The sequence below is a fragment of the Paraburkholderia elongata genome (genome assembly GCF_013177735.1).
GTDB lineage: Bacteria > Pseudomonadota > Gammaproteobacteria > Burkholderiales > Burkholderiaceae > Paraburkholderia > Paraburkholderia elongata.
The window spans coordinates 1-18905 of the sequence record NZ_WOEZ01000205.1 but is presented as its reverse complement, the minus strand read 5'-3'; the positions used below and the strand labels follow the sequence as shown (position 1 = coordinate 18905).

14 protein-coding genes and 1 pseudogene are annotated in these 18905 nt (G+C 63.6%); 5 read left to right on the top strand and 10 right to left on the bottom strand.

The annotated features are described in order from the left end of the window. Nucleotides 1-237: 237 nt before the first annotated feature. From ftsB to GNZ13_RS36695, 10 genes are all read right to left on the bottom strand, one after another. Nucleotides 238-669, bottom strand: a complete 432-nt coding sequence (gene ftsB / locus GNZ13_RS36740) for a cell division protein FtsB (protein ID WP_172173970.1) — start codon at nt 667-669, stop codon at nt 238-240. A 107-nt stretch (nt 670-776) separates the two neighbouring features. Then, on the bottom strand, nt 777-2060 hold the full coding sequence (gene eno / locus GNZ13_RS36735) for a phosphopyruvate hydratase (RefSeq protein ID WP_042322785.1): 1284 nt from the start codon (nt 2058-2060) through the stop codon (nt 777-779). 234 nt (nt 2061-2294) lie between these two features. Further along, entirely contained in the window at nt 2295-3149 is an 855-nt protein-coding gene (gene kdsA / locus GNZ13_RS36730; RefSeq protein ID WP_054038194.1) for a 3-deoxy-8-phosphooctulonate synthase, read from the bottom strand. Beyond that, nucleotides 3146-4813: a CTP synthase gene (locus GNZ13_RS36725; protein WP_172173967.1), complete on the bottom strand. Its 1668-nt coding sequence runs from the start codon at nt 4811-4813 to the stop codon at nt 3146-3148. The genes kdsA and GNZ13_RS36725 overlap by 4 nt, the downstream gene beginning before the upstream one ends. A 243-nt stretch (nt 4814-5056) precedes the next feature. Then, complete coding sequence (locus GNZ13_RS36720; RefSeq protein WP_172173964.1) at nt 5057-5860, bottom strand: alpha/beta fold hydrolase; 804 nt, start codon at nt 5858-5860, stop codon at nt 5057-5059. Between the two features lie 107 nt (nt 5861-5967). Beyond that, on the bottom strand, nt 5968-8802 hold the full coding sequence (locus tag GNZ13_RS36715) for a DNA internalization-related competence protein ComEC/Rec2 (RefSeq protein WP_172173961.1): 2835 nt from the start codon (nt 8800-8802) through the stop codon (nt 5968-5970). Nucleotides 8803-8923: 121 nt separating this feature from the next. Further along, nucleotides 8924-9712, bottom strand: a complete 789-nt coding sequence (locus tag GNZ13_RS36710; protein WP_172173958.1) for a TatD family hydrolase — start codon at nt 9710-9712, stop codon at nt 8924-8926. A 56-nt stretch (nt 9713-9768) separates the two neighbouring features. Then, the gene (gene lolD, locus GNZ13_RS36705) at nt 9769-10512 is read right to left on the bottom strand and encodes a lipoprotein-releasing ABC transporter ATP-binding protein LolD (protein WP_172173955.1); all 744 of its coding nucleotides are present in this window, start codon (nt 10510-10512) and stop codon (nt 9769-9771) included. Further along, a complete protein-coding gene (locus GNZ13_RS36700; protein WP_172173952.1) occupies nt 10505-11758 on the bottom strand; it encodes a lipoprotein-releasing ABC transporter permease subunit in 1254 nt (417 codons plus the stop codon). Before GNZ13_RS36700 ends, lolD begins: the two co-directional genes overlap by 8 nt. 296 nt (nt 11759-12054) lie before the next feature. Further along, nucleotides 12055-12351 carry a hypothetical protein gene (locus GNZ13_RS36695; RefSeq protein ID WP_172173949.1) on the bottom strand — a complete coding sequence of 99 codons (297 nt, stop codon included), beginning with the start codon at nt 12349-12351 and terminating at the stop codon, nt 12055-12057. A 67-nt stretch (nt 12352-12418) separates the two neighbouring features. On the opposite strand from GNZ13_RS36695, the gene GNZ13_RS36690 reads away from it, so the two are divergent. From GNZ13_RS36690 to GNZ13_RS36670, 5 genes and pseudogenes are all read left to right on the top strand, one after another. Beyond that, a complete protein-coding gene (locus GNZ13_RS36690) occupies nt 12419-13600 on the top strand; it encodes a regulator (RefSeq protein ID WP_172173947.1) in 1182 nt (393 codons plus the stop codon). A gap of 28 nt (nt 13601-13628) precedes the next feature. Next, nucleotides 13629-15335, top strand: a complete 1707-nt coding sequence (recJ, locus tag GNZ13_RS36685; protein ID WP_172173945.1) for a single-stranded-DNA-specific exonuclease RecJ — start codon at nt 13629-13631, stop codon at nt 15333-15335. Between the two features lie 197 nt (nt 15336-15532). Continuing rightward, nucleotides 15533-16637, top strand: a protein-coding gene (gene prfB / locus GNZ13_RS36680; RefSeq protein ID WP_172173943.1) for a peptide chain release factor 2 whose coding sequence is annotated in 2 segments (ribosomal slippage) — nt 15533-15613 and nt 15615-16637 — 1104 coding nt in all. Because the reading frame shifts where the segments join, the coding sequence is not laid out codon by codon here. Between the two features lie 127 nt (nt 16638-16764). Continuing rightward, the gene (gene lysS / locus GNZ13_RS36675; RefSeq protein ID WP_172173941.1) at nt 16765-18306 is read left to right on the top strand and encodes a lysine--tRNA ligase; all 1542 of its coding nucleotides are present in this window, start codon (nt 16765-16767) and stop codon (nt 18304-18306) included. 319 nt (nt 18307-18625) lie between these two features. Beyond that, nucleotides 18626-18905: pseudogene (locus GNZ13_RS36670) on the top strand (glycine zipper 2TM domain-containing protein); the annotation flags it as partial.

Below are 18905 nucleotides of genomic sequence, written 5' to 3'. Positions count from 1 at the left end.
CTTTGTTCCACGCTTCTTTCAGACCCCGCCTCGCGACGACGCCCTTACGCTTCACTAATCCTTCGCCACCATCAGGCTGGATAGGGGACTTTCACCCCCGAGCTGTTGAGCATGCTCGGCACACAAGAAAAAGGCGCGGTTTTCACCGCGCCTTTGTTCGTCTTCCTGAGCGCTTTTTACGTTCGTTCCAGCAGCTTGCTTCGCGTTCGTCTGCGAGTTCAACCAACCTGATTAAACTCAGTGCGTGGCCTTCTTGTCTTTCGCCACCTTCCCGCCATGCTTGCGATCCGGCTTCGCGCGCGACTCCGGATTCGGCACCACATGCAGCGGCGCCGCCGACACCTCACCGCGCGTAGACGTGGTGACCGAAGGCGTGTTCGCATTCGGCAACGGCGCGTTCGGCGCGACGAACTGAACGAACACTTCGCTGTCTTTCACCATGCCCATTTCGTAACGCGCCCGCTCTTCCACCGCGGCCGTACCGCTCTGCAAATCCTGGACTTCGCCCTGGATCCGCTCGTTGCGCAGCTTCGAATCAGTGTTCTTCTGAAGTTGCTGCGCCAGTTGCTGCTGCAACTCGTGCACGCGCAACCAGCCGCCGTGCCCCCACCAGAGCGGGTACTGAATCAGCGCCAGCAGAACGATCAGGACAGCAGTGACAAGCCGCATGAAGTAAGCACAATAAATACGCGCCGCCCTGCGCTATACGCAGGGCGGCGAGGTCAATCAGAAACGAAGGATAACCGGCTCATCGGTCGGCGCTAGCAGCCAAGCCATTAGCGCAGATTGTAGAACGCCGACTTGCCCGGGTAGCTGGCGATATCACCGAGGTCTTCTTCGATGCGCAGCAGCTGGTTGTATTTCGAGATACGATCCGAACGCGACAGCGAACCCGTCTTGATCTGACCGGCGTTCAGGCCGACCGCGATGTCCGCAATCGTCGAATCTTCGGTTTCACCCGAGCGGTGCGAGATCACAGCCGTGTAGCCGGCGCGCTTCGCCATTTCGATAGCCGCGAAGGTTTCCGTCAACGTACCGATCTGGTTGATCTTGATGAGGATCGAGTTGGCGATGCCCTTCTCGATGCCTTCCTTCAGGATGCGCGTGTTGGTGACGAACAGGTCGTCGCCCACCAGTTGCACCTTCTTGCCGAGCTTGTCGGTCAGCGTCTTCCAGCCTGCCCAGTCGCTTTCGTGCATGCCGTCTTCGATCGAGACGATCGGGAACTTGTCGGCCAGGTTCGCCAGGTAGTCGGCAAATTCCGTCGACGACAGTTGCAGGCCTTCGCCAGCCAACTGGTACTTACCGTCGTGGTAGAACTCGCTTGCTGCGCAGTCGAGCGCGAGCAGCACGTCTTCACCCGCGCGGTAGCCGGCCTTTTCAATAGCTTGCAGGATGGTCGACAGGCATTCGTCGTTGCTGCCGAAGTTCGGCGCAAAGCCGCCTTCGTCGCCCACGGCCGTGCTCATGCCACGGTCCGACAGGATCTTCTTCAGCGCGTGGAACACCTCGGCGCCGCAGCGCAGTGCTTCGCGGAAGGTCGGCTGGCTGACCGGCACAATCATGAATTCCTGGATGTCCAGGCTGTTGTTCGCGTGCGCGCCGCCGTTGACGATGTTCATCATCGGCACCGGCAGTTGCATGGCGCCCGAACCACCGAAGTAGCGGTACAGCGGCAGGCCGGCTTCTTCAGCCGCGGCCTTCGCGACAGCCATCGACACGGCCAGCATCGCGTTCGCGCCGAGACGCGACTTGTTGTCCGTGCCGTCGAGTTCCAGCAGGGTCTTGTCGAGGAAAGCCTGCTCGGAAGCGTCGAGGCCCATGATCGCTTCGGAGATTTCGGTGTTGATGTGCTCGACAGCCTTCAGCACGCCCTTGCCGCCGTAACGGCCGGCTTCGCCGTCGCGCAGTTCGATCGCTTCGCGCGAACCCGTCGATGCACCCGACGGGACCGCAGCGCGGCCCATCGTGCCCGACTCGAGCAGCACGTCGCATTCGACGGTGGGGTTGCCTCGCGAATCGAGAATCTCTCGACCGATGATATCTACGATAGCACTCATGGTTTCCTCAAGAAATGACGTTGAATTCTTTACTGTGAAACTGCACCGGGCACCTGTGTCGATCCGGAGTTAGTGCTTTAGCACTTACTCCGGCCCCATGCAGAGCACCGGTCTCCCCAGCACACTATGCGCGCCCTGACGCTTTCGACGACCATTGCGTGCATTCGCCGCGTGCCGATGCTGCCGACTGAGCCGATTATGCGACCCAATCGTGACACGCCGCGCACGCCTGAATCAGTTGAAATCGCTTTCGAGGAACGGCGCGCGCTTGACGGCCTGATCGAGCGTAACAAGCGTTTCGAGCAGATCGGCCATGCGATGCAACGGCACCGCGTTCGGGCCGTCCGACTTGGCTTCCGAAGGCTTCGGATGGGTTTCCATGAAGAGACCCGAGACGCCGACAGCGACCGCGGCACGCGCCAGCACCGGCACGAATTCGCGCTGACCGCCCGAGCTCGTGCCCTGCCCGCCCGGCAACTGCACCGAGTGGGTGGCGTCGAACACGACCGGCGCGTTGGTTTCGCGCATGATCGCAAGCGATCGCATGTCCGACACGAGGTTGTTATAGCCGAACGACACGCCGCGCTCGCACGCCATGAAGCGGTCTTCCGAGAGACCGGCTTCACGCGCCGCATCACGCGCCTTGTCGATCACGTTCTTCATGTCGTGCGGTGCGAGAAACTGGCCTTTCTTGATGTTGACCGGTTTGCCCGAACGCGCGCAAGCATGGATGAAGTCCGTTTGACGGCACAGGAAAGCAGGCGTTTGCAGGACGTCGACCACCGACGCAACCTGCTCGATCTCGTGCTCGGCGTGCACGTCGGTCAGCACCGGCAAACCGAGTTGACGCTTCACTTCCGACAGGATGCGCAAACCTTCGTCCATGCCCAGACCGCGGAACGACTTGCCGCTGCTGCGGTTGGCCTTGTCGTACGACGATTTGTAGATGAACGGAATGTTCAGCTTCGCGCAGATTTCCTTCAGCCGGCCGGCCGTGTCGATCGTCATCTGTTCCGATTCGACGACACAGGTGCCCGCGATCAGGAAAAACGGCTTGTCGAGCCCGATTTCGAAATCGCCCAGTTTCATGCTTTCTCCTCGACGCCCGACAGCTGATGATGATGGGCGAGCGCCGCTTCGACGAACGACTTGAACAGCGGATGGCCGTCACGCGGCGTGGACGTGAATTCCGGGTGGAACTGCACGCCGACAAACCACGGGTGCATGCTGCGCGGCAATTCCATCATTTCCGGCAGATCTTCACTCGGGGTACGGGCGCTGATGATAAGGCCACCGGCTTCGAGCTGGGGCACGAAACGGTTATTGACTTCATAACGGTGACGATGGCGTTCGTTCACATCCTTGCCATAGATCTCTTCGGCCATCGTGCCGGGCTTGATCGGGCAACGTTGCGACCCGAGGCGCATCGTGCCGCCCAGATCCGATTCTTCGGTGCGCTTCTCGACACGGCCTTCACGGTCGTACCACTCGGTGATCAGCGCGACCACGCGGTTCTCGGTGTTCTGATCGAACTCGGTGCTGTTCGCATCTTTCAGGCCGACCACGTCGCGGGCGAATTCGATCACGGCCAGTTGCATGCCGAGGCAGATGCCGAGATACGGCACCTTCGCTTCGCGTGCATAGCGGATCGCGGCCATCTTGCCTTCGGTGCCGCGACGGCCGAAGCCACCCGGCACGAGCACGGCATCCAGATGCTTGAGGCTCTCGACGCCTTGCGTCTCGATCTCTTCCGAATCGATGTACTCGATGTTGACCTTGGTCGACGTATGCATCGACGCATGGCGCAGCGCTTCGATCAGCGACTTGTACGACTCGGTCAGATCGACATACTTGCCGACCATGCCGATCGTGACTTCGTGCTTCGGATGCTCGAGTTTTTCGACGAGATCCGACCACATCGTCAGATCGGCCGGCTTCGGCGTGAGCTTGAGCTCTTCGCAGATGATCGCGTCCAGACCCTGGTCGTGCAGCATCTGCGGAATCTTGTAGATGCTGTCGGCGTCCCACACGGAAATCACCGCGTCTTCGGGCACGTTCGAGAACATCGAAATCTTTGCGCGCTCGTCGTCCGGAATGCGGCGGTCGGCGCGGCACAGCAGCACGTGCGGCGAGATACCGATTTCACGCAGCTTCTGCACGCTGTGCTGGGTAGGCTTGGTTTTCAGCTCGCCTGCGGTCGCGACCCAAGGCACCAGCGTGAGGTGTACGAAGCACGCGCTGTTGCGGCCCATGCGCAGGCTCATCTGACGTGCGGCCTCGAGGAACGGCAGCGATTCGATGTCGCCAACGGTGCCGCCCACTTCGACGATTGCGACGTCCGGCTCACCGCACGTCGCGGAAGCCGCGCCGCGTTCGATGAACGCCTGGATTTCGTTGGTAATGTGCGGGATGACCTGCACCGTCTTGCCGAGATAGTCGCCGCGGCGTTCCTTGCGGATCACCGATTCGTAAATCTGACCTGTGGTGAAGTTATTGGCCTTGCGCATCTTCGTGCTGATGAAGCGCTCATAGTGGCCGAGGTCGAGGTCAGTCTCCGCTCCATCTTCCGTCACGAACACTTCGCCGTGTTGAAACGGACTCATCGTGCCGGGGTCGACGTTGATGTAGGGATCGAGCTTGAGGAGGGTGACTTTAAGACCGCGCGATTCGAGGATCGCGGCGAGGGAAGCGGCGGCAATACCCTTGCCGAGGGAAGATACTACGCCGCCGGTGACGAAAACATATTTGGTCATCGCTGGATGCTCGCGGGAAAAACGGATTATACCGTAAAGCAGGGTCTCAACCCAGCAAAATCCTGGCGACATCGGTACGAAAGTGTGCCGCGGCGATGGCAATCGCCGTTCGCCGATCATGCACCGTTTCTCGCGGCGGTGGCCACCCGCACTAGCGGGCCGCGCCGTCACCACGGCGGCCCCGGCGCCTCTTATGAGCAGGCCGCCGCGCAGGTGAACGCGCGCGCCGCGCCACGCATGGCCTTAAGCCGGCCGCTCCAGTTCGCGCAACATCCGCTGCACCGCGCGCGCGGTTTCGAGCGGTTTTTCCATCGGATACAGATGGCTGCCTTCGATCCATTCCACATGACCGCCTGTCGCACGGCGGGTGGCGTCCAGCCCCGCCTGGCGCACCTCCTTTGAATGCGTGCCGGCGATGAACCCCACCGGCACCGGGGCGCCGCGCGCGAGGCGGGGCCCAAGTGTATGCGGCAAGGTCTTATAGATCTGATACTCGGTGCGCCGGTCGAAAGCGAGCGAGCGGCCGCCGTCAGGTGAGCTCTGCGGGATGCCGAAGTCGATGTAGTCGGACAGCATGCGTTCGTCCCACCGCGCGAACGCCGGCTTCGAATGAAAGTGCCGCCACGCCTCGTCGCGGCTTGCCCACTGCGTGCGGCGCGTGCGGGTGGCAGCCGCGGGCGACAGGCGTTCGTCGAGCCCGGTCCATTGCGATACCCGCAGCATGCTGCTGCGCCAACCGGCGATCACAGGCGAATCGAGCATCACCACGCCCCTCACCCACTGCGGCTTTTTCAGCGCTGCCATCAGCGACAGATAGCCGCCGAGCGAATGGCCGACCAGCCACACCGGCTGCTCGTACGACCGGCCCACGTCGTCGAGCAGCTGCTCGACCAGATGCGGCCAGTCCTGCGTGACCGGATAACGCGCGTCGTGACCGATGCGCTCGATGGAGCGCAGTTCATAGTCGTCGGCGAGTTCGGCGAAGATCGTCCGGTAGGTCGACGCCGGAAACCCGTTCGCATGCGAGAAGTGGATGATGTTTTTCAACTGCGGCTATCTCCGTTCTGTTTTAGCGCGCGGGCCTCGAGCCTGACTTTTCGTGCAGGCTCCGGGCCCAGCGGCGCATTTGTTCTATCTGTGCGGCCGGCAATCCATCAGCGATCCATCCAGTAGCGGCGCTGCGTGTCGCGATAGCGCTCGAGCGTCAGTGCGGCGCCGTTCAGGGCCGGGGCGCTTCTTGGGGCGCTTGTCGGATCGCTTCCCGGACCGACTCCCGCGTTGATTCCCACGCGTCTCTCGGGGCCGACGTCCGGGGTGAGACCCAAGTTGAGACCCGGGCCGAAATCCGGGTTGACGTCGACCCGCACCGCTCCGTGCGTATCGCTGCGTGCCAGCTCGATGTGCCGCGCCTTGTAACGCTCGAACACACCCGCGTTCGGATGATGAAATCGGTTGCGATAGCCTACCTGAAATAGCGCAACGAGCGGCTCGATAGAGTCGAGGAACGGCTCGGTCGAAGAGGTCTTGCTCCCATGATGCGGGACGACCAGCACCTGGGCACGCAACGCGTCGCGATCGCGTGCGAGCAGGATGCGTTCGACCGGCGCTTCGATGTCCGCAGCCAGCAAGGCTGCCATGCGCGGCGCAGCCATTTGAACGTCGCCGGCCGAAGCACTGCCCTCCGTCGGCACACTCGCCCTGGCAGGCAACGTACTCACCCGCAACACGCAGCAATGCGCATTCGGCTTGCCTTGTAGCGACCCGGCATCCGGCCAGAGCATCGCGAACTCGACACCATCCCACTGCCAGCGCTGCCCCGCCGCACAGGGCAGCGTATCCGCGCCGCGTTGCCTGGCGTTCGACCACAGTGGATTCGCGGGTGCCAATGCGGCCACCATTTGACGCACCTCGATCGCGTCCAGCACAGCCGGCGCACCGCCCGAGTGGTCGGAATCGGCGTGACTGATGATCAGCGTGTCGAGCACCGTGACGCCGTGCGCCTGCAAAAACGGCACGACCACCCGTTCGCCCGCATGCGTCGACTCCGGCCCCGGCCCGGTGTCGAACAACAGCGTGTGATGCGCCGTTTCGACCAGCACCGAGGTGCCTTGACCGATATCCAGCGCCGTCAGTCGAAAGCTGCCATGCGGCGGCCCGGGCGGCGCCGGGATCAGCAGCGGCAGCCACGTGAGGGGTGCCGCCCAGCGCAGCGGCCAGCCACGCGGCGCCAGACACCAGAGAACCCCGACCGCCGCCGCGGTGAGCGTCCACGCGTCCGGCTGCGGCAGCCGCCAGAGCGTCCATGCCGGACCGGACAGCATCTGCAAGCCCGCGGCCAGCAGGTCGAGCAAGGTGTGCGCGGCGCGAAAGGCGTAGGCATCGAATGGCGCCGGCAACGCGACGCCCGCCAATACCGCCGGCGTGACCAGCAGACTCACCCATGGAATCGCGAAGGCATTCGCGAGTGGGCCGACCAACGGAATCTGCGAGAACCAATAGACGGTGAGCGGTGCAAGCGCGACGGTCACCGCGAACTGCACATGCACGGCGCTGCGCAGACGTTCACCGAAAGCGCGAGCGCGGCGGCACAGGCCGGACCACAGGCGCGAGAGCCTCGTCGGCGTGACGCCGCCCTCACCCTCGTCGTCGTGACGCTGCTCATGATCCTGCACACGGGGCCGTCCCGACATTGCGAACAGAATCGCCGCCACCGCGCAAAACGACAGCCAGAATCCCGCCGATACGACCGCCCACGGATCGATCAGCAGCACCAACCCCAACGCCCACGCCAGCACCACCGATCGCGCGACGTTGCGCCCGCTGATAAACGCGAGCGCCACTACGCCCGCCATCCATAGCGCGCGCTGCGCCGGCACGTTGAAACCGGCCAACGCCGCATGCAGCGCCGCGAACAACGCGCCGCCCGTCACCGCGACGACCTGCGCGGACAGCAGCAGCGGCCAGTTGCGACCGATGAACCCCGAGCGCCGCCACACTGCACCGGCGAGCCACGCCGCAAGGCCCGCGACAAAGCCAATATGCAAGCCCGAAATCGCCACCAGATGACTTGTGCCGGTGCCGCGCATCAGCAGCCAGTCAGCCGCGCTGACTTCGTCCTGTGCGCCGATGGCGAGCGCCACCACGATCCCACGGTGCGGTGCGCCGGCAAGCACCGTGCCGATGCGCGCACGCAGCGCGGCGCGCCAGCGATCGACCGTCACGCTCACGCCACGCGCGTTCCCTGGCAAACGCACAGCGTGAGCCGGGGCGCTCACATAGCCGGTAGCGCGCACATTGCGCGCCAGCAAACTGGCTTCGGCATCGCGCACCCCGAAGTTCGCATTGCCATGCGGGCGTTTGAGCCGCACGGTCAGACGCCAGCGTGCGCCCGGTTCGAGCAACGGCGGCGGCGCATCTTCGGCAATCCACGATAGTTGAATCACCCGTGGGAAAGCGGCGATCGGCGCATCCGCCGAATCGACTGCGAAAAGGAAGCGCGCGCCCTTGTCGTCGCGCGACGGCAGACCCTTGATACTGCCGACGACGTCGATATCGCGCCCTTCCCAGGCGCTCGGCAAGCTCACCGCGAGCCGGGTTTCCGCGCGCCAGGCGGCGTAGCCAAAGCCCACGCATAAGGCCGCGATCCACACCGCGCCCCAGCCGACGCCCGAACGCAAGCGTGCGCTGAACAAGGCGTGGCACATGCGCGAATTTGCAACTGCCGCCTGCGCGTCCGCGACGACTGAAGCGCCGCTGCACGATCCGCCCGAGGTCCCGCCGCACTCTTCGCCCGAAGTCCCACTACACCGTTCGCCCGAACAGCCGCCGCTCCATTCGCCCGAAGAACCACGGCGCAGTCCCCACGCCGCGACAAGAATCGCAACGCACCCGAGCAACACCAGCGCACACCATCCACGCCAGTCCGGCAACACCGCCTGCCGCTGCAGCCCAATCACCCCCAACGCAAACCCGCACCACCATGCCCGCATCCACCCTCCGCCCCTTCCGCCCAGCCATCGCCGGACGGCGCAACGCACAGCGAGCAGGCGTCAGCAGGCCCGCCGGGCGTGTGTTCCGCCCGGCGCGAACCACTCAAACCATCGCGTTCAATTATGCAGAGGAAAGTACGAGCCGCGGCAGCGCGGCGAGCGCGTTAGCCGTTGTGCCTAGGGCGGCTTGGTCGGCAGTCATCCCGCGCAGTTGCGCGAGGCCTGCGCCGATGCCTGGAATCTGCTCCGGCGAGTTGCGCTGCTTGTATATCCAGGAAGGGGGAATGTCCGGCGCGTCGGTCTCGACGACCAGCGCGTCGAACGGTAATTGCTCCGCAAGGCGGCGAATTTGCCGCGCCCGCTCGAAAGTCAGATTGCCGCCGAAACCGAGATGCATACCCTGGTCGATATACGCCTCAGCCTGCTGGAAACTGCCGTTGAATGCATGGGCGATCCCGCGATGAATCTGATGCCGCCGCAGCCCTTTGATCACCTGATCCTGCGATTTGCGCACGTGGCAAATCACCGGCAGATCGAATTCGCGAGCCAGTTGAAGCTGACCGTTGTAGAAAAACTGCTGGCGTGCATCGTCGAGACCTTCGACGAAATAATCGAGGCCGATCTCGCCGATGCCGACAAACAGCGGATCATCGAGACTCGCCTCGATTTCCATGCGCAATAGTTCGAGATCGCGCTCCTGCGCGCCTGGCGTGAAGAGCGGATGGATGCCGAGCGCATACGCCCCGCCGTCGATGCGATGCGCGAGTTCACGCACCGCCGTGAAATTCTCGCGGCCGATCGCGGGAATCACGATACGCCCTACGCCGGCTTGGCGCGCCGCATTGGCAACTTCATCGCGATCGGCGTTGAATTCCGAAGCGTCGAGATGGCAGTGCGTATCGATCCACATGGCGCGCCTCGTTAGTGGCAGAGGTGGCAGAGCATCGCTCACGTTCCGCGCGGTGATTAAACCGGCACCGGCGGCTCTTCGTGCAATACGCCGTCGCGCAGCCGCATGATCCGGTCGCAACGTCCGGCCAGTTCCGGATCGTGCGTGACGATCACGAAGCTGGTGTCGAGCGTTTGCGACAGTTCGAGCATCAGGTTGAACACGGTGTCGGCGGTGCCGCCGTCCAGATTGCCGGTGGGTTCGTCGGCGAGTACGCAGGCGGGCTTCGTCACCAACGCCCGCGCGATTGCCACACGCTGGCGCTCGCCGCCCGACAGTTCACCCGGACGATGCTTCGCCCGATGCCCCATGCCGACCCGCTCCAGCACCGCGAGCGCTTCGCGCCGAGCGGCTTCGGTCGTCATGCGGCGAATCCGCAGCGGCATCGCGACGTTATCGAGCGCGGTGAATTCCGGCAGCAGATGGTGGAACTGATATACGAAACCGAGCGCGCGATTGCGCAGGTCGTTGCGTTCGCGCTCGGAGAGCTTCGTAAAAGGCTTGCCCATCACCGAGACATGGCCGGCGCTCGGATCGTCGAGGCCGCCGAGCACATGCAGCAGCGTGCTCTTGCCGGAACCCGACGCGCCGACGATCGCCAGTTTTTCGCCGCGCCGCACGTTCAATTGCGCGTTGTTGAGCACCTGCACATTGAGGCCGCCCTGCACGAACGACTTCGAAATGCCGGTTGCTTCCAGCACATAGGGATGCAGCGCGGTGTCTTCAGAGGCCATGGATAAACTAGCGGAACGGTCATTCATAGCGCAGTGCCTCCGCAGGACGGACTTTCGCACCACGCCAGCTCGGATAAAGGGTCGCCAGCGCCGACATCAGGAACGCGATGATGCCGATCCGCGCGACGTCGGCGGGAATCAGTTCTGACGGCAGTTCGCTGATGAAATACACGGATGGCGGCAGGAACTGCACGCCGAGCAGATGCTCGATCATCGGCACGAGCCACGGAATGCTCCACGCAATCAGGCAGCCGAGCGCGACGCCGGTCGCCGTGCCGATAAAGCCAATCGTCACGCCCTGCACCACGAAAATCTTCATGATCGAGCCAGGCTGCGCCCCGAGCGTGCGCAGAATCGCGATGTCGGCCTGCTTGTTGGTCACCGTCATCACCAGCGACGACACCAGATTGAACGCCGCCACCGCGATGATCAGCGTAAGGATGATGAACATCATGCGTTTTTCGATCTGCACCGCCGAGAACCAGGTCTTGTTCTGCTGGGTCCAGTCGCGGATGTACAAATCGCCGGACAAGCTGCGCGCCAGTTGATGCGCGACCTCCGGCGCCCGCTGCATGTCGGTCAGGCGCAGCCGCACGCCGGTCGGCGCGGGTAGCCGGAACAGCGCCTGCGCGTCCTTGATGTTGATCAGCGCGAGCGTGCTGTCGTATTCGTAATGCCCCGACTCGAAGATGCCCACCACCGTGAACTGTTTCAGCCGTGGCAGCATGCCGGCGGGCGTGATGGTGCCTTCGGGCGCGACCAGAGTAATCTTGTCGTTGACCGTCACCCCGAGATTGGTGGCGAGGTCCGCGCCCAGCACGATGCCGAAGTCGCCCGGCACGAGGTCGGTCAGCTTGCCGCCCTTCATTTCCTTGCCGATATCGGACACTTCAGGCTCGAGCGTCGGTTCGACGCCGCGCAGCGCCACACCGCTCACAGCGTCCTGGCGCGTAAGCAGCGCCTGCGCTTCGACATACGGCGCCGCGCCGATCACTTCTTTGTTCTGGCGCGCTTCCTGGGCGGTCAATTGCCAGTTAGGCATCGAGCCGGTCGGCGAAAAGATTTCGACGTGCGCCAGCACCGACAGCATCCGGTCGCGCACCTCTTTCTGGAAACCGTTCATCACGGATAACACGACGATCAGCGCGGCGACGCCGAGCGCGATGCCCGACATCGACACGAGCGCGATGAAGGAAATGAAGCCGTTACCGGTCGTGCGTTTGCCGGCGCGGGTGTAGCGCCAGCCAATCTGCCATTCGTAGGGAAATTTCAAGCGAATCCTTTTCTGCGTTCTTCGTCTGCTCCGGGGCCTTTTGCTGCACATCATGGCGACAACTTGCAGCTGTCGTGCCTGTCATGCGGCCTGAGCATCGTGATCATTGGTGTCGCGGCAACCCGGATGGTTCCGGTATGACGTTCCGGTGCCGTCCGGCGCGCCTAGCAAACCCCGCGCCACCGAAGCCGGCACCCCGTCGCTGCTGCCACTGCCGTCAATCAAGCGCGAAGTTTGCCATACAATGCCGCGGACTCGCGCAAAGGCGTGGCGCACAGGGCGCGCGGCCCCGCCCCCTAACGCAGGTTGTAGCGGCTCCTCAGATCATTGATGATCCCGGCCGCCTCGCTGGTCGCGACTTCGCGCACGTCCGCGTCCTTACGGTCACGATGCAGATGGGTAATATCCCAGTTGCAGCCATCCTCGTCCTCGACGGTCTCGTGGAATCCGGTTGGAATCCAGCCAGCCGTGGCCGGATTGGCGTCGAGCGCTTTCACGACCAATGCAAGCAGTTCCTGCTCGGTTTTCAGTTCACGCGACATGTCGGTCTCCCTCGTCATGGGCGCGGTGCCGCCGCGCTCGGCTGCTGCCATCGGCGGGGCTCGGTGCGGTGCCCGAATCCGCCGATATGGTCTGAATACTCGCACTCTTTGCCCTACAATGCGCAGCATCATGCACGCCAACCGTCTTCATCTTCTTCTGCCCTTCGCGCTGCCCGCCGCAGCGGACGCCTCCACCGCCCTGCACGACATCCAGAGTCAGGCCCTCGACCGGCTGATCGCCCGCGCGACGTTGGTCGAACGGGTGATCGGCGAAGATTTTCAGCGCACGCTGCCGCACGAGCGCTGGGTGGCGCGCCAGTTCGGCGCGCTGCCGAGTGGAGCTGCGGCCGCCGACGAAGCGCCGCTTGCCCCGTACATGCTGCGCGCCGACGGTGGCGACCCCGGCAGCGCCACGTGGGCCTGCGTGCAGCCGGTGCACGTGCGCATCGCGCACGACCATCTGGTGCTGATCGATCCGGCCTCGCTCGAATTGTCCGACGACGAGGCCAGCGTGCTGCTGGCGGTCGCCCGGCCGTTGATCGAGGAACTCGGCGTGCGTATCGAAGCGCCGAAGCCCGCACGCTGGTACTTGTCGGGAGATGACTTCGGCACGCTGGCAGGGGCGTCGCCGTTGCGCGCGAGCGGCCGCAACATCGAAATCTGGCTGCCGCACGAGGCGCATTCCGGCGAGCGTTCGCGCGCCTGGATGAAGCTGCAGAACGAAGTGCAGATGGCGTGGTTCGAGCATCCGGTCAATGAAGCGCGCGAGGCGCGTGGCCTACCGTCCGTCAACTCGATCTGGTTTCACGCACAGGGTGCGGAGCAACCGGTAAAGAGCCCGTTTGCGCGGGTGCTTTCCGACGCAGCGGCCACGCGCGGTCTCGCCATTAAAGCAGGTGTCGATGTGGGCGCACCGCCGACGTCCTTCGCGGCACTGACGGCGGCTAGCGCTACGGGCGGTGCCTCAGGTAACGCCTCGGGTCGCATGCCTGGCGGCGCATCCGCAAGCGCACCCGCGAACGCAAAAACCAGCGCCAATGCCAACGGCGCCACGCTGGTCGAACTCGATCCCTTCTCTGCGCCCTACATCGAGCAGGACTGGGCGCGCTGGAACGACGCCTTCGCCGCGTTGCAAACCGACTGGTTCGAACCGGCGCTGGAAGCGCTTCAGTCGGGCCAGCTCCGCGAACTCGGCCTGACGCTGTGCGGCGACACCGGCTCGGTGACGCTCACGGTCACGCGCGGCGATCTGCGCAAATTCTGGCGGCGGCGCGTGCTCGCCTCGCTCTTCATCGAATGACTTATCGACTGATCCACGGCCTTTCCGAATGACTCGAATCGTTACGCGCGCAGGCTCGCCTGTCGACGCCGAAGTCCTCACCCGCCACGGCCTGCACCCGGTGCTCGCACGCCTGTATGCCGCGCGCGGCGTGTGCATGCCCGATGAAATCGAAACCGGTCTCGCGCGGCTCGTGCCGCCCGCCGGGCTCAAAGGCTGCGAAGACGCCGCGGCGCTGCTCGCCGATGCGATCCAGAACAAGCGCCGCATGCTGGTGGTCGCCGACTACGACTGCGACGGCGCCACCGCGTGCGCGGTCGCGGTGCGCGGGCTGCGCATGTTCGGCGGCCAGATCGAGTATCTGGTGCCGAACCGCTTCGAATACGGCTATGGCCTGACGCCCGAGATCGTCGCGCTGGCCGCCCGCAGCGCGTCCGGCAAGCCAGAACTGCTGATTACGGTCGATAACGGCATCGCGAGCGTCGACGGCGTGGAAGCGGCCAATGCGCTCGGCATCGACGTGCTGGTCACCGACCATCACCTCCCCGGCGACGAACTGCCCGCTGCACGCGCCATCGTCAATCCGAACCAGCCGGGCTGCACGTTCCCGAGCAAGTGCATTGCAGGTGTCGGCGTGATGTTTTATGTGCTGCTGGCATTGCGCGCGGAATTGCGCCGCCGCGGCGCCTTCAACGACAATTTCCCCGAGCCGCGTCTGGACGGCCTGCTCGATCTGGTCGCGCTCGGCACGGTCGCCGACGTGGTCAAGCTCGACGGCAATAACCGCGTGCTGGTCGCGCAAGGTTTGCAGCGGATTCGCAAAGGCAAGATGCAGCCGGGCATCGCCGCCCTCTTTCGCGCTGCCGCGCGCGACGCCCGCAGCGCCTCGGGTTTCGACCTCGGTTTCGCGCTCGGCCCGCGCCTGAACGCGGCCGGCCGCCTGTCGGACATGTCGCTCGGCATCGAGTGCCTGACCACCGACGACATCGGCCGCGCATGGGATCTCGCGCAGCAGCTCGACACGATGAACCGCGAGCGCCGCGAAATCGAAGCCGGCATGCAGCAGCAGGCGCTCGAAGACCTCTCGGCGATCAATCCCGACGGCGCGACCACCATCACGCTGTTCAATCCGAGCTGGCACCAGGGTGTGATCGGCATCGTCGCCGGACGGTTGAAGGAGAAATTCCACCGGCCGTCGTTCACGTTCGCGCTCGCCGACGACAGCGGCCAGCTCGTAAAAGGCTCGGGCCGTTCGATCTCGGGCTTCCATCTGCGTGACGCGCTCGATCTGATCTCGAAGCGCGAGCCGGGTCTGATCGTCAAATTCGGCGGCCACGCGATGGCCGCGGGCCTGACGATCGCCGCCGCCGACGTGCCGCGCTTTACTGCCGCGTTCGAAGCAGTCGGCCGCGAATGGCTCTCCGAAGAGGCGCTATCGCGCACGGTCGAAACCGACGGCGAACTCGAAGACGCCTATTTCACGCCGCAATTCGTCGAAATGCTCGACGCCGCCGTATGGGGCCAGGGCTTCCCGGCGCCGGTGTTTTCCGGCGAATTCGACATCGCCTCGCAGGCGCTGGTCAAAGACAAACATCTGAAACTGCAACTCGTGCGCGGCCGCCAGCGCTTCAACGCGATCTGGTTCAATCACACCGATACGCTGCCCGCGCGCGCCACCGTCGCATACCGGTTGGCCAGCGACACGTGGAATGGCGTGTCGCGTGTGCAATTGATCGTGGAGCACGCGGCGAGCTGAAGCGGCTGCCGGGTTCCCGCGCGAGCGGCTCTCGTGTACGGCTTGCGCGCAGCCGACGTTCTGCCCGCCTTGCGCGCAAAGCCCCAAAAATCACCGCAAAATCAACCCCAAACCCGCGCCGGATCGCTCACAAGCATCCGGCACGGGGCGCCGATCGGCTATAATTTCACCTTTTTACGAAGCTATAAAAGATCGACATGGAAGCGGAACGTCTCAACGCGATCGAAGCCTCTCTGGCGGACCTGCGCACGCGCGCGGCCGACCTACGGGGGTATCTTTGACTACGACGACAAAGCACTGCGTCTAATTGAAGTCAACCGGGAACTCGAAGATCCGGACGTCTGGAACGACTCGAAGCACGCCCAGGCCCTCGGCCGGGAAAAGAAACTGCTCGATGACGTCGTCGGCAAACTCACGTCGCTCGACAACGACCTGCGCGACGCGCAGGACCTGTTCGGCATGGCCCACGAAGAAGACGACGAGGAAACACTCCTCGCCTGCGAAGCGGATGCGCAAGGGCTCGAGCAGCGCGTCGCCGACATGGAATTCCGCCGGATGTTCGCCAACCCGGCCGATCCGAACAACGCCTTCCTGGATATCCAGGCCGGCGCCGGCGGCACCGAGGCGTGCGACTGGGCGTCCATGCTGCTGCGCCAATACCTGCGCTACTGCGAGCGCAAGGGCTTCAAGACCGAAGTGCTGGAACAGACCGAAGGCGACGTCGCGGGCATCAAGAACGCCACGATCAAGATCGAAGGCGAATACGCGTACGGCTTTTTGCGCACCGAAACCGGCGTGCACCGCCTCGTGCGCAAGTCGCCGTTCGATTCGTCGGGCGGGCGCCATACGTCGTTCTCGTCGGTGTTCGTGTACCCGGAAATCGACGATTCGATCGAAGTCGACATCAACCCGGCCGATCTGCGCATCGACACGTACCGCGCGTCCGGCGCGGGCGGTCAGCACATCAACAAGACCGATTCGGCCGTGCGGATTACGCACATGCCGTCGGGCATCGTCGTGCAGTGCCAGAACGACCGCTCGCAGCACCGCAACCGTGCCGAAGCCATGGCCATGCTGAAATCGCGCCTGTACGAAGCGGAAATCCGCAAACGTCAGGCCGAGCAGGACAAGCTCGAAGCCGGCAAGACCGATGTGGGCTGGGGTCATCAGATCCGCTCGTACGTGCTGGACAACAGTCGTATCAAGGATCTGCGCACCAACGTCGAAATCAGCAATACCAAGAGCGTGCTCGACGGCGACCTCGATCCGTTCATCAGCGCCAGCCTGAAACAGGGCGTCTAAGCGCAACCGGCGCGGTATGCATCGCATCGCCGCGCCGCATCTTTGTCATAGCGCCTGAGGTTTTTTTCACTGACTGGCCACCCGCATGTGGGGCACCCCGATGCGGGCCACCGAATACCAAATCATCATGACCGAATCGACCCAGCCTAATGCGGCCCAGCCGAATGTCGTACCCGAGGTGGACGACAACAAGATCATGGCCGAACGCCGCGAAAAGCTCCGCGAACTGCGTGAGCAAGGCGTCGCCTATCCGAACGATTTCCGCCCCACGCATCACGCCGAGGATCTGCAAACGCAGTACGCCGAGGCCGACAAGGAAGCACTCGAAGCCAATCCGCTCGAAGTCGCGATTGCTGGCCGTATGATGCTCAAGCGCGTGATGGGCAAGGCGAGCTTTGCGACCGTGCGCGACGGTTCGGGTCAGATCCAGTTTTTCATCACGCCGGCGGACATCGGCCAGGAAACGTACGACGCCTTCAAGAAGTGGGATATGGGTGACATCGTCGCGGCGCGCGGCGTGCTGTTCCGCACCAACAAGGGCGAGCTCTCGGTGCGTTGTACCGAACTGCGTTTGCTGTCGAAGTCGCTGCGTCCGTTGCCGGACAAGTTCCACGGTTTGGCCGACCAGGAAATGAAGTACCGCCAGCGCTATGTCGACCTGATCGTCACGCCGGAAACGCGCAAGACGTTCGTCGCGCGCACCAAGGCGATTTCGTCGATCCGCAAGTTCATGGCGGACGCCGACTTCATGGAAGTCGAAACGCCGATGCTGCACCCGATTCCAGGCGGCGCGGCGGCCAAGCCGTTCAAAACGCACCACAACGCGCTCGATATGCAGATGTTCCTGCGCATCGCGCCGGAGCTGTATCTGAAGCGCCTCGTAGTCGGCGGCTTCGAGCGCGTGTTCGAGATCAACCGTAACTTCCGCAATGAGGGCGTGTCAGTACGCCACAATCCGGAATTCACGATGATCGAGTTCTACGCGGCGTACACCGATTACAAATGGCTGATGGATTTCACCGAGCAGTTGATCCGCCAGGCGGCGATCGACGCATTGGGCACCGCCACGATCAGCTACCAGGGTCGCGAGCTGGATCTGGCCAAGCCGTTCCATCGCTTGACGATCAGCCAGGCGATCCAGAAGTACGCACCGCAATACACAGACGCACAAATCGGCGACGACGCATTCCTGCGCACGGAACTGAAAAAGTTCGGCGTGGACGCATCGAAGCCGCAGTTCCTGAACGCGGGCGTGGGCGCGTTGCAACTGGCACTGTTCGAAGAGACCGCCGAGTCGCAACTGTGGGAGCCGACCTACATCATCGACTACCCGATCGAGGTGTCGCCGCTGGCGCGCGCGTCGGACAAGTTCGCCGGCATCACCGAGCGTTTCGAGCTGTTCATCACGGGCCGCGAAATCGCCAACGGCTTCTCCGAACTGAACGATCCGGAAGACCAGGCTGCCCGCTTCAAGAAGCAGGTCGACCAGAAAGAGGCCGGCGACGAAGAAGCGATGTTCTACGACGCCGACTACATCCGCGCGCTGGAATACGGCATGCCGCCGGCCGGCGGTTGCGGCATCGGCATCGACCGTCTGGTGATGATGCTGACCGACAGCCCGAGCATTCGCGACGTGATTCTGTTCCCGCATCTGCGCCGCGAAGATTGATTGTTACGCTACTCGCAATAGAAAAACCGCCCGGCTCGATGCCGGGCGTTTTTTCTTGCGGCGCGTGAAAACCACCGTGCACCGAAACCTGACAGTTTGTAACTATCGGTAAAAGGCGCGTACCCGCCGCTGAGCCGCCGTTTTCTTAACTTGCTGCGAACCCGCAAGAAATCAGGCACCCCGCCGCGCTGGACGCGCTTTGACGCGAAAGAGCCGCGATGATTGCCCGGAAATGGTTACAAATTGAAACTTTCCCGGGATCGATTTGCCCGACACTCAGTCTCAATAACAGTCGACTCTGCTCCAGACGGAGGCCAATATGGATAATCCAGATACCAAACCTACGCAACAACGTCGTCTTCACCCGCTCGTCGCTACTGCTGCGGGTGCAGTGATCATCGCAAGTCTTGCCGCGACAGCGGCCGTCACGGGGCTGTTCCCGAAGGCGTCGAGCAGCGGCGCGCAAACGGATCAGACCCAAGCTGCGCAAGTGACCACCCAACCGGGTGTGGTCGATTCGGCGGCGCCGGCCAATCTGTCGGCGCAACAGGCAGCGCAGCAACAGGCTGAACAGCAGGCCCAACAGCAAGCCCAACAAC

What these genes read in the sequence shown, in the direction of transcription:
- ftsB (WP_172173970.1), bottom strand. Translation starts at nt 669, where the DNA reads ATGCGGCTTGTCACTGCTGTCCTGATCGTTCTGCTGGCGCTGATTCAG.
- eno (WP_042322785.1), bottom strand. Translation starts at nt 2,060, where the DNA reads ATGAGTGCTATCGTAGATATCATCGGTCGAGAGATTCTCGATTCGCGA.
- kdsA (WP_054038194.1), bottom strand. Translation starts at nt 3,149, where the DNA reads ATGAAACTGGGCGATTTCGAAATCGGGCTCGACAAGCCGTTTTTCCTG.
- GNZ13_RS36725 (WP_172173967.1), bottom strand. Translation starts at nt 4,813, where the DNA reads ATGACCAAATATGTTTTCGTCACCGGCGGCGTAGTATCTTCCCTCGGC.
- GNZ13_RS36715 (WP_172173961.1), bottom strand. Translation starts at nt 8,802, where the DNA reads ATGCGGGCATGGTGGTGCGGGTTTGCGTTGGGGGTGATTGGGCTGCAG.
- GNZ13_RS36710 (WP_172173958.1), bottom strand. Translation starts at nt 9,712, where the DNA reads ATGTGGATCGATACGCACTGCCATCTCGACGCTTCGGAATTCAACGCC.
- lolD (WP_172173955.1), bottom strand. Translation starts at nt 10,512, where the DNA reads ATGAATGACCGTTCCGCTAGTTTATCCATGGCCTCTGAAGACACCGCG.
- GNZ13_RS36695 (WP_172173949.1), bottom strand. Translation starts at nt 12,351, where the DNA reads ATGGCAGCAGCCGAGCGCGGCGGCACCGCGCCCATGACGAGGGAGACC.
- GNZ13_RS36690 (WP_172173947.1), top strand. Translation starts at nt 12,419, where the DNA reads ATGCGCAGCATCATGCACGCCAACCGTCTTCATCTTCTTCTGCCCTTC.
- recJ (WP_172173945.1), top strand. Translation starts at nt 13,629, where the DNA reads ATGACTCGAATCGTTACGCGCGCAGGCTCGCCTGTCGACGCCGAAGTC.
- lysS (WP_172173941.1), top strand. Translation starts at nt 16,765, where the DNA reads ATGACCGAATCGACCCAGCCTAATGCGGCCCAGCCGAATGTCGTACCC.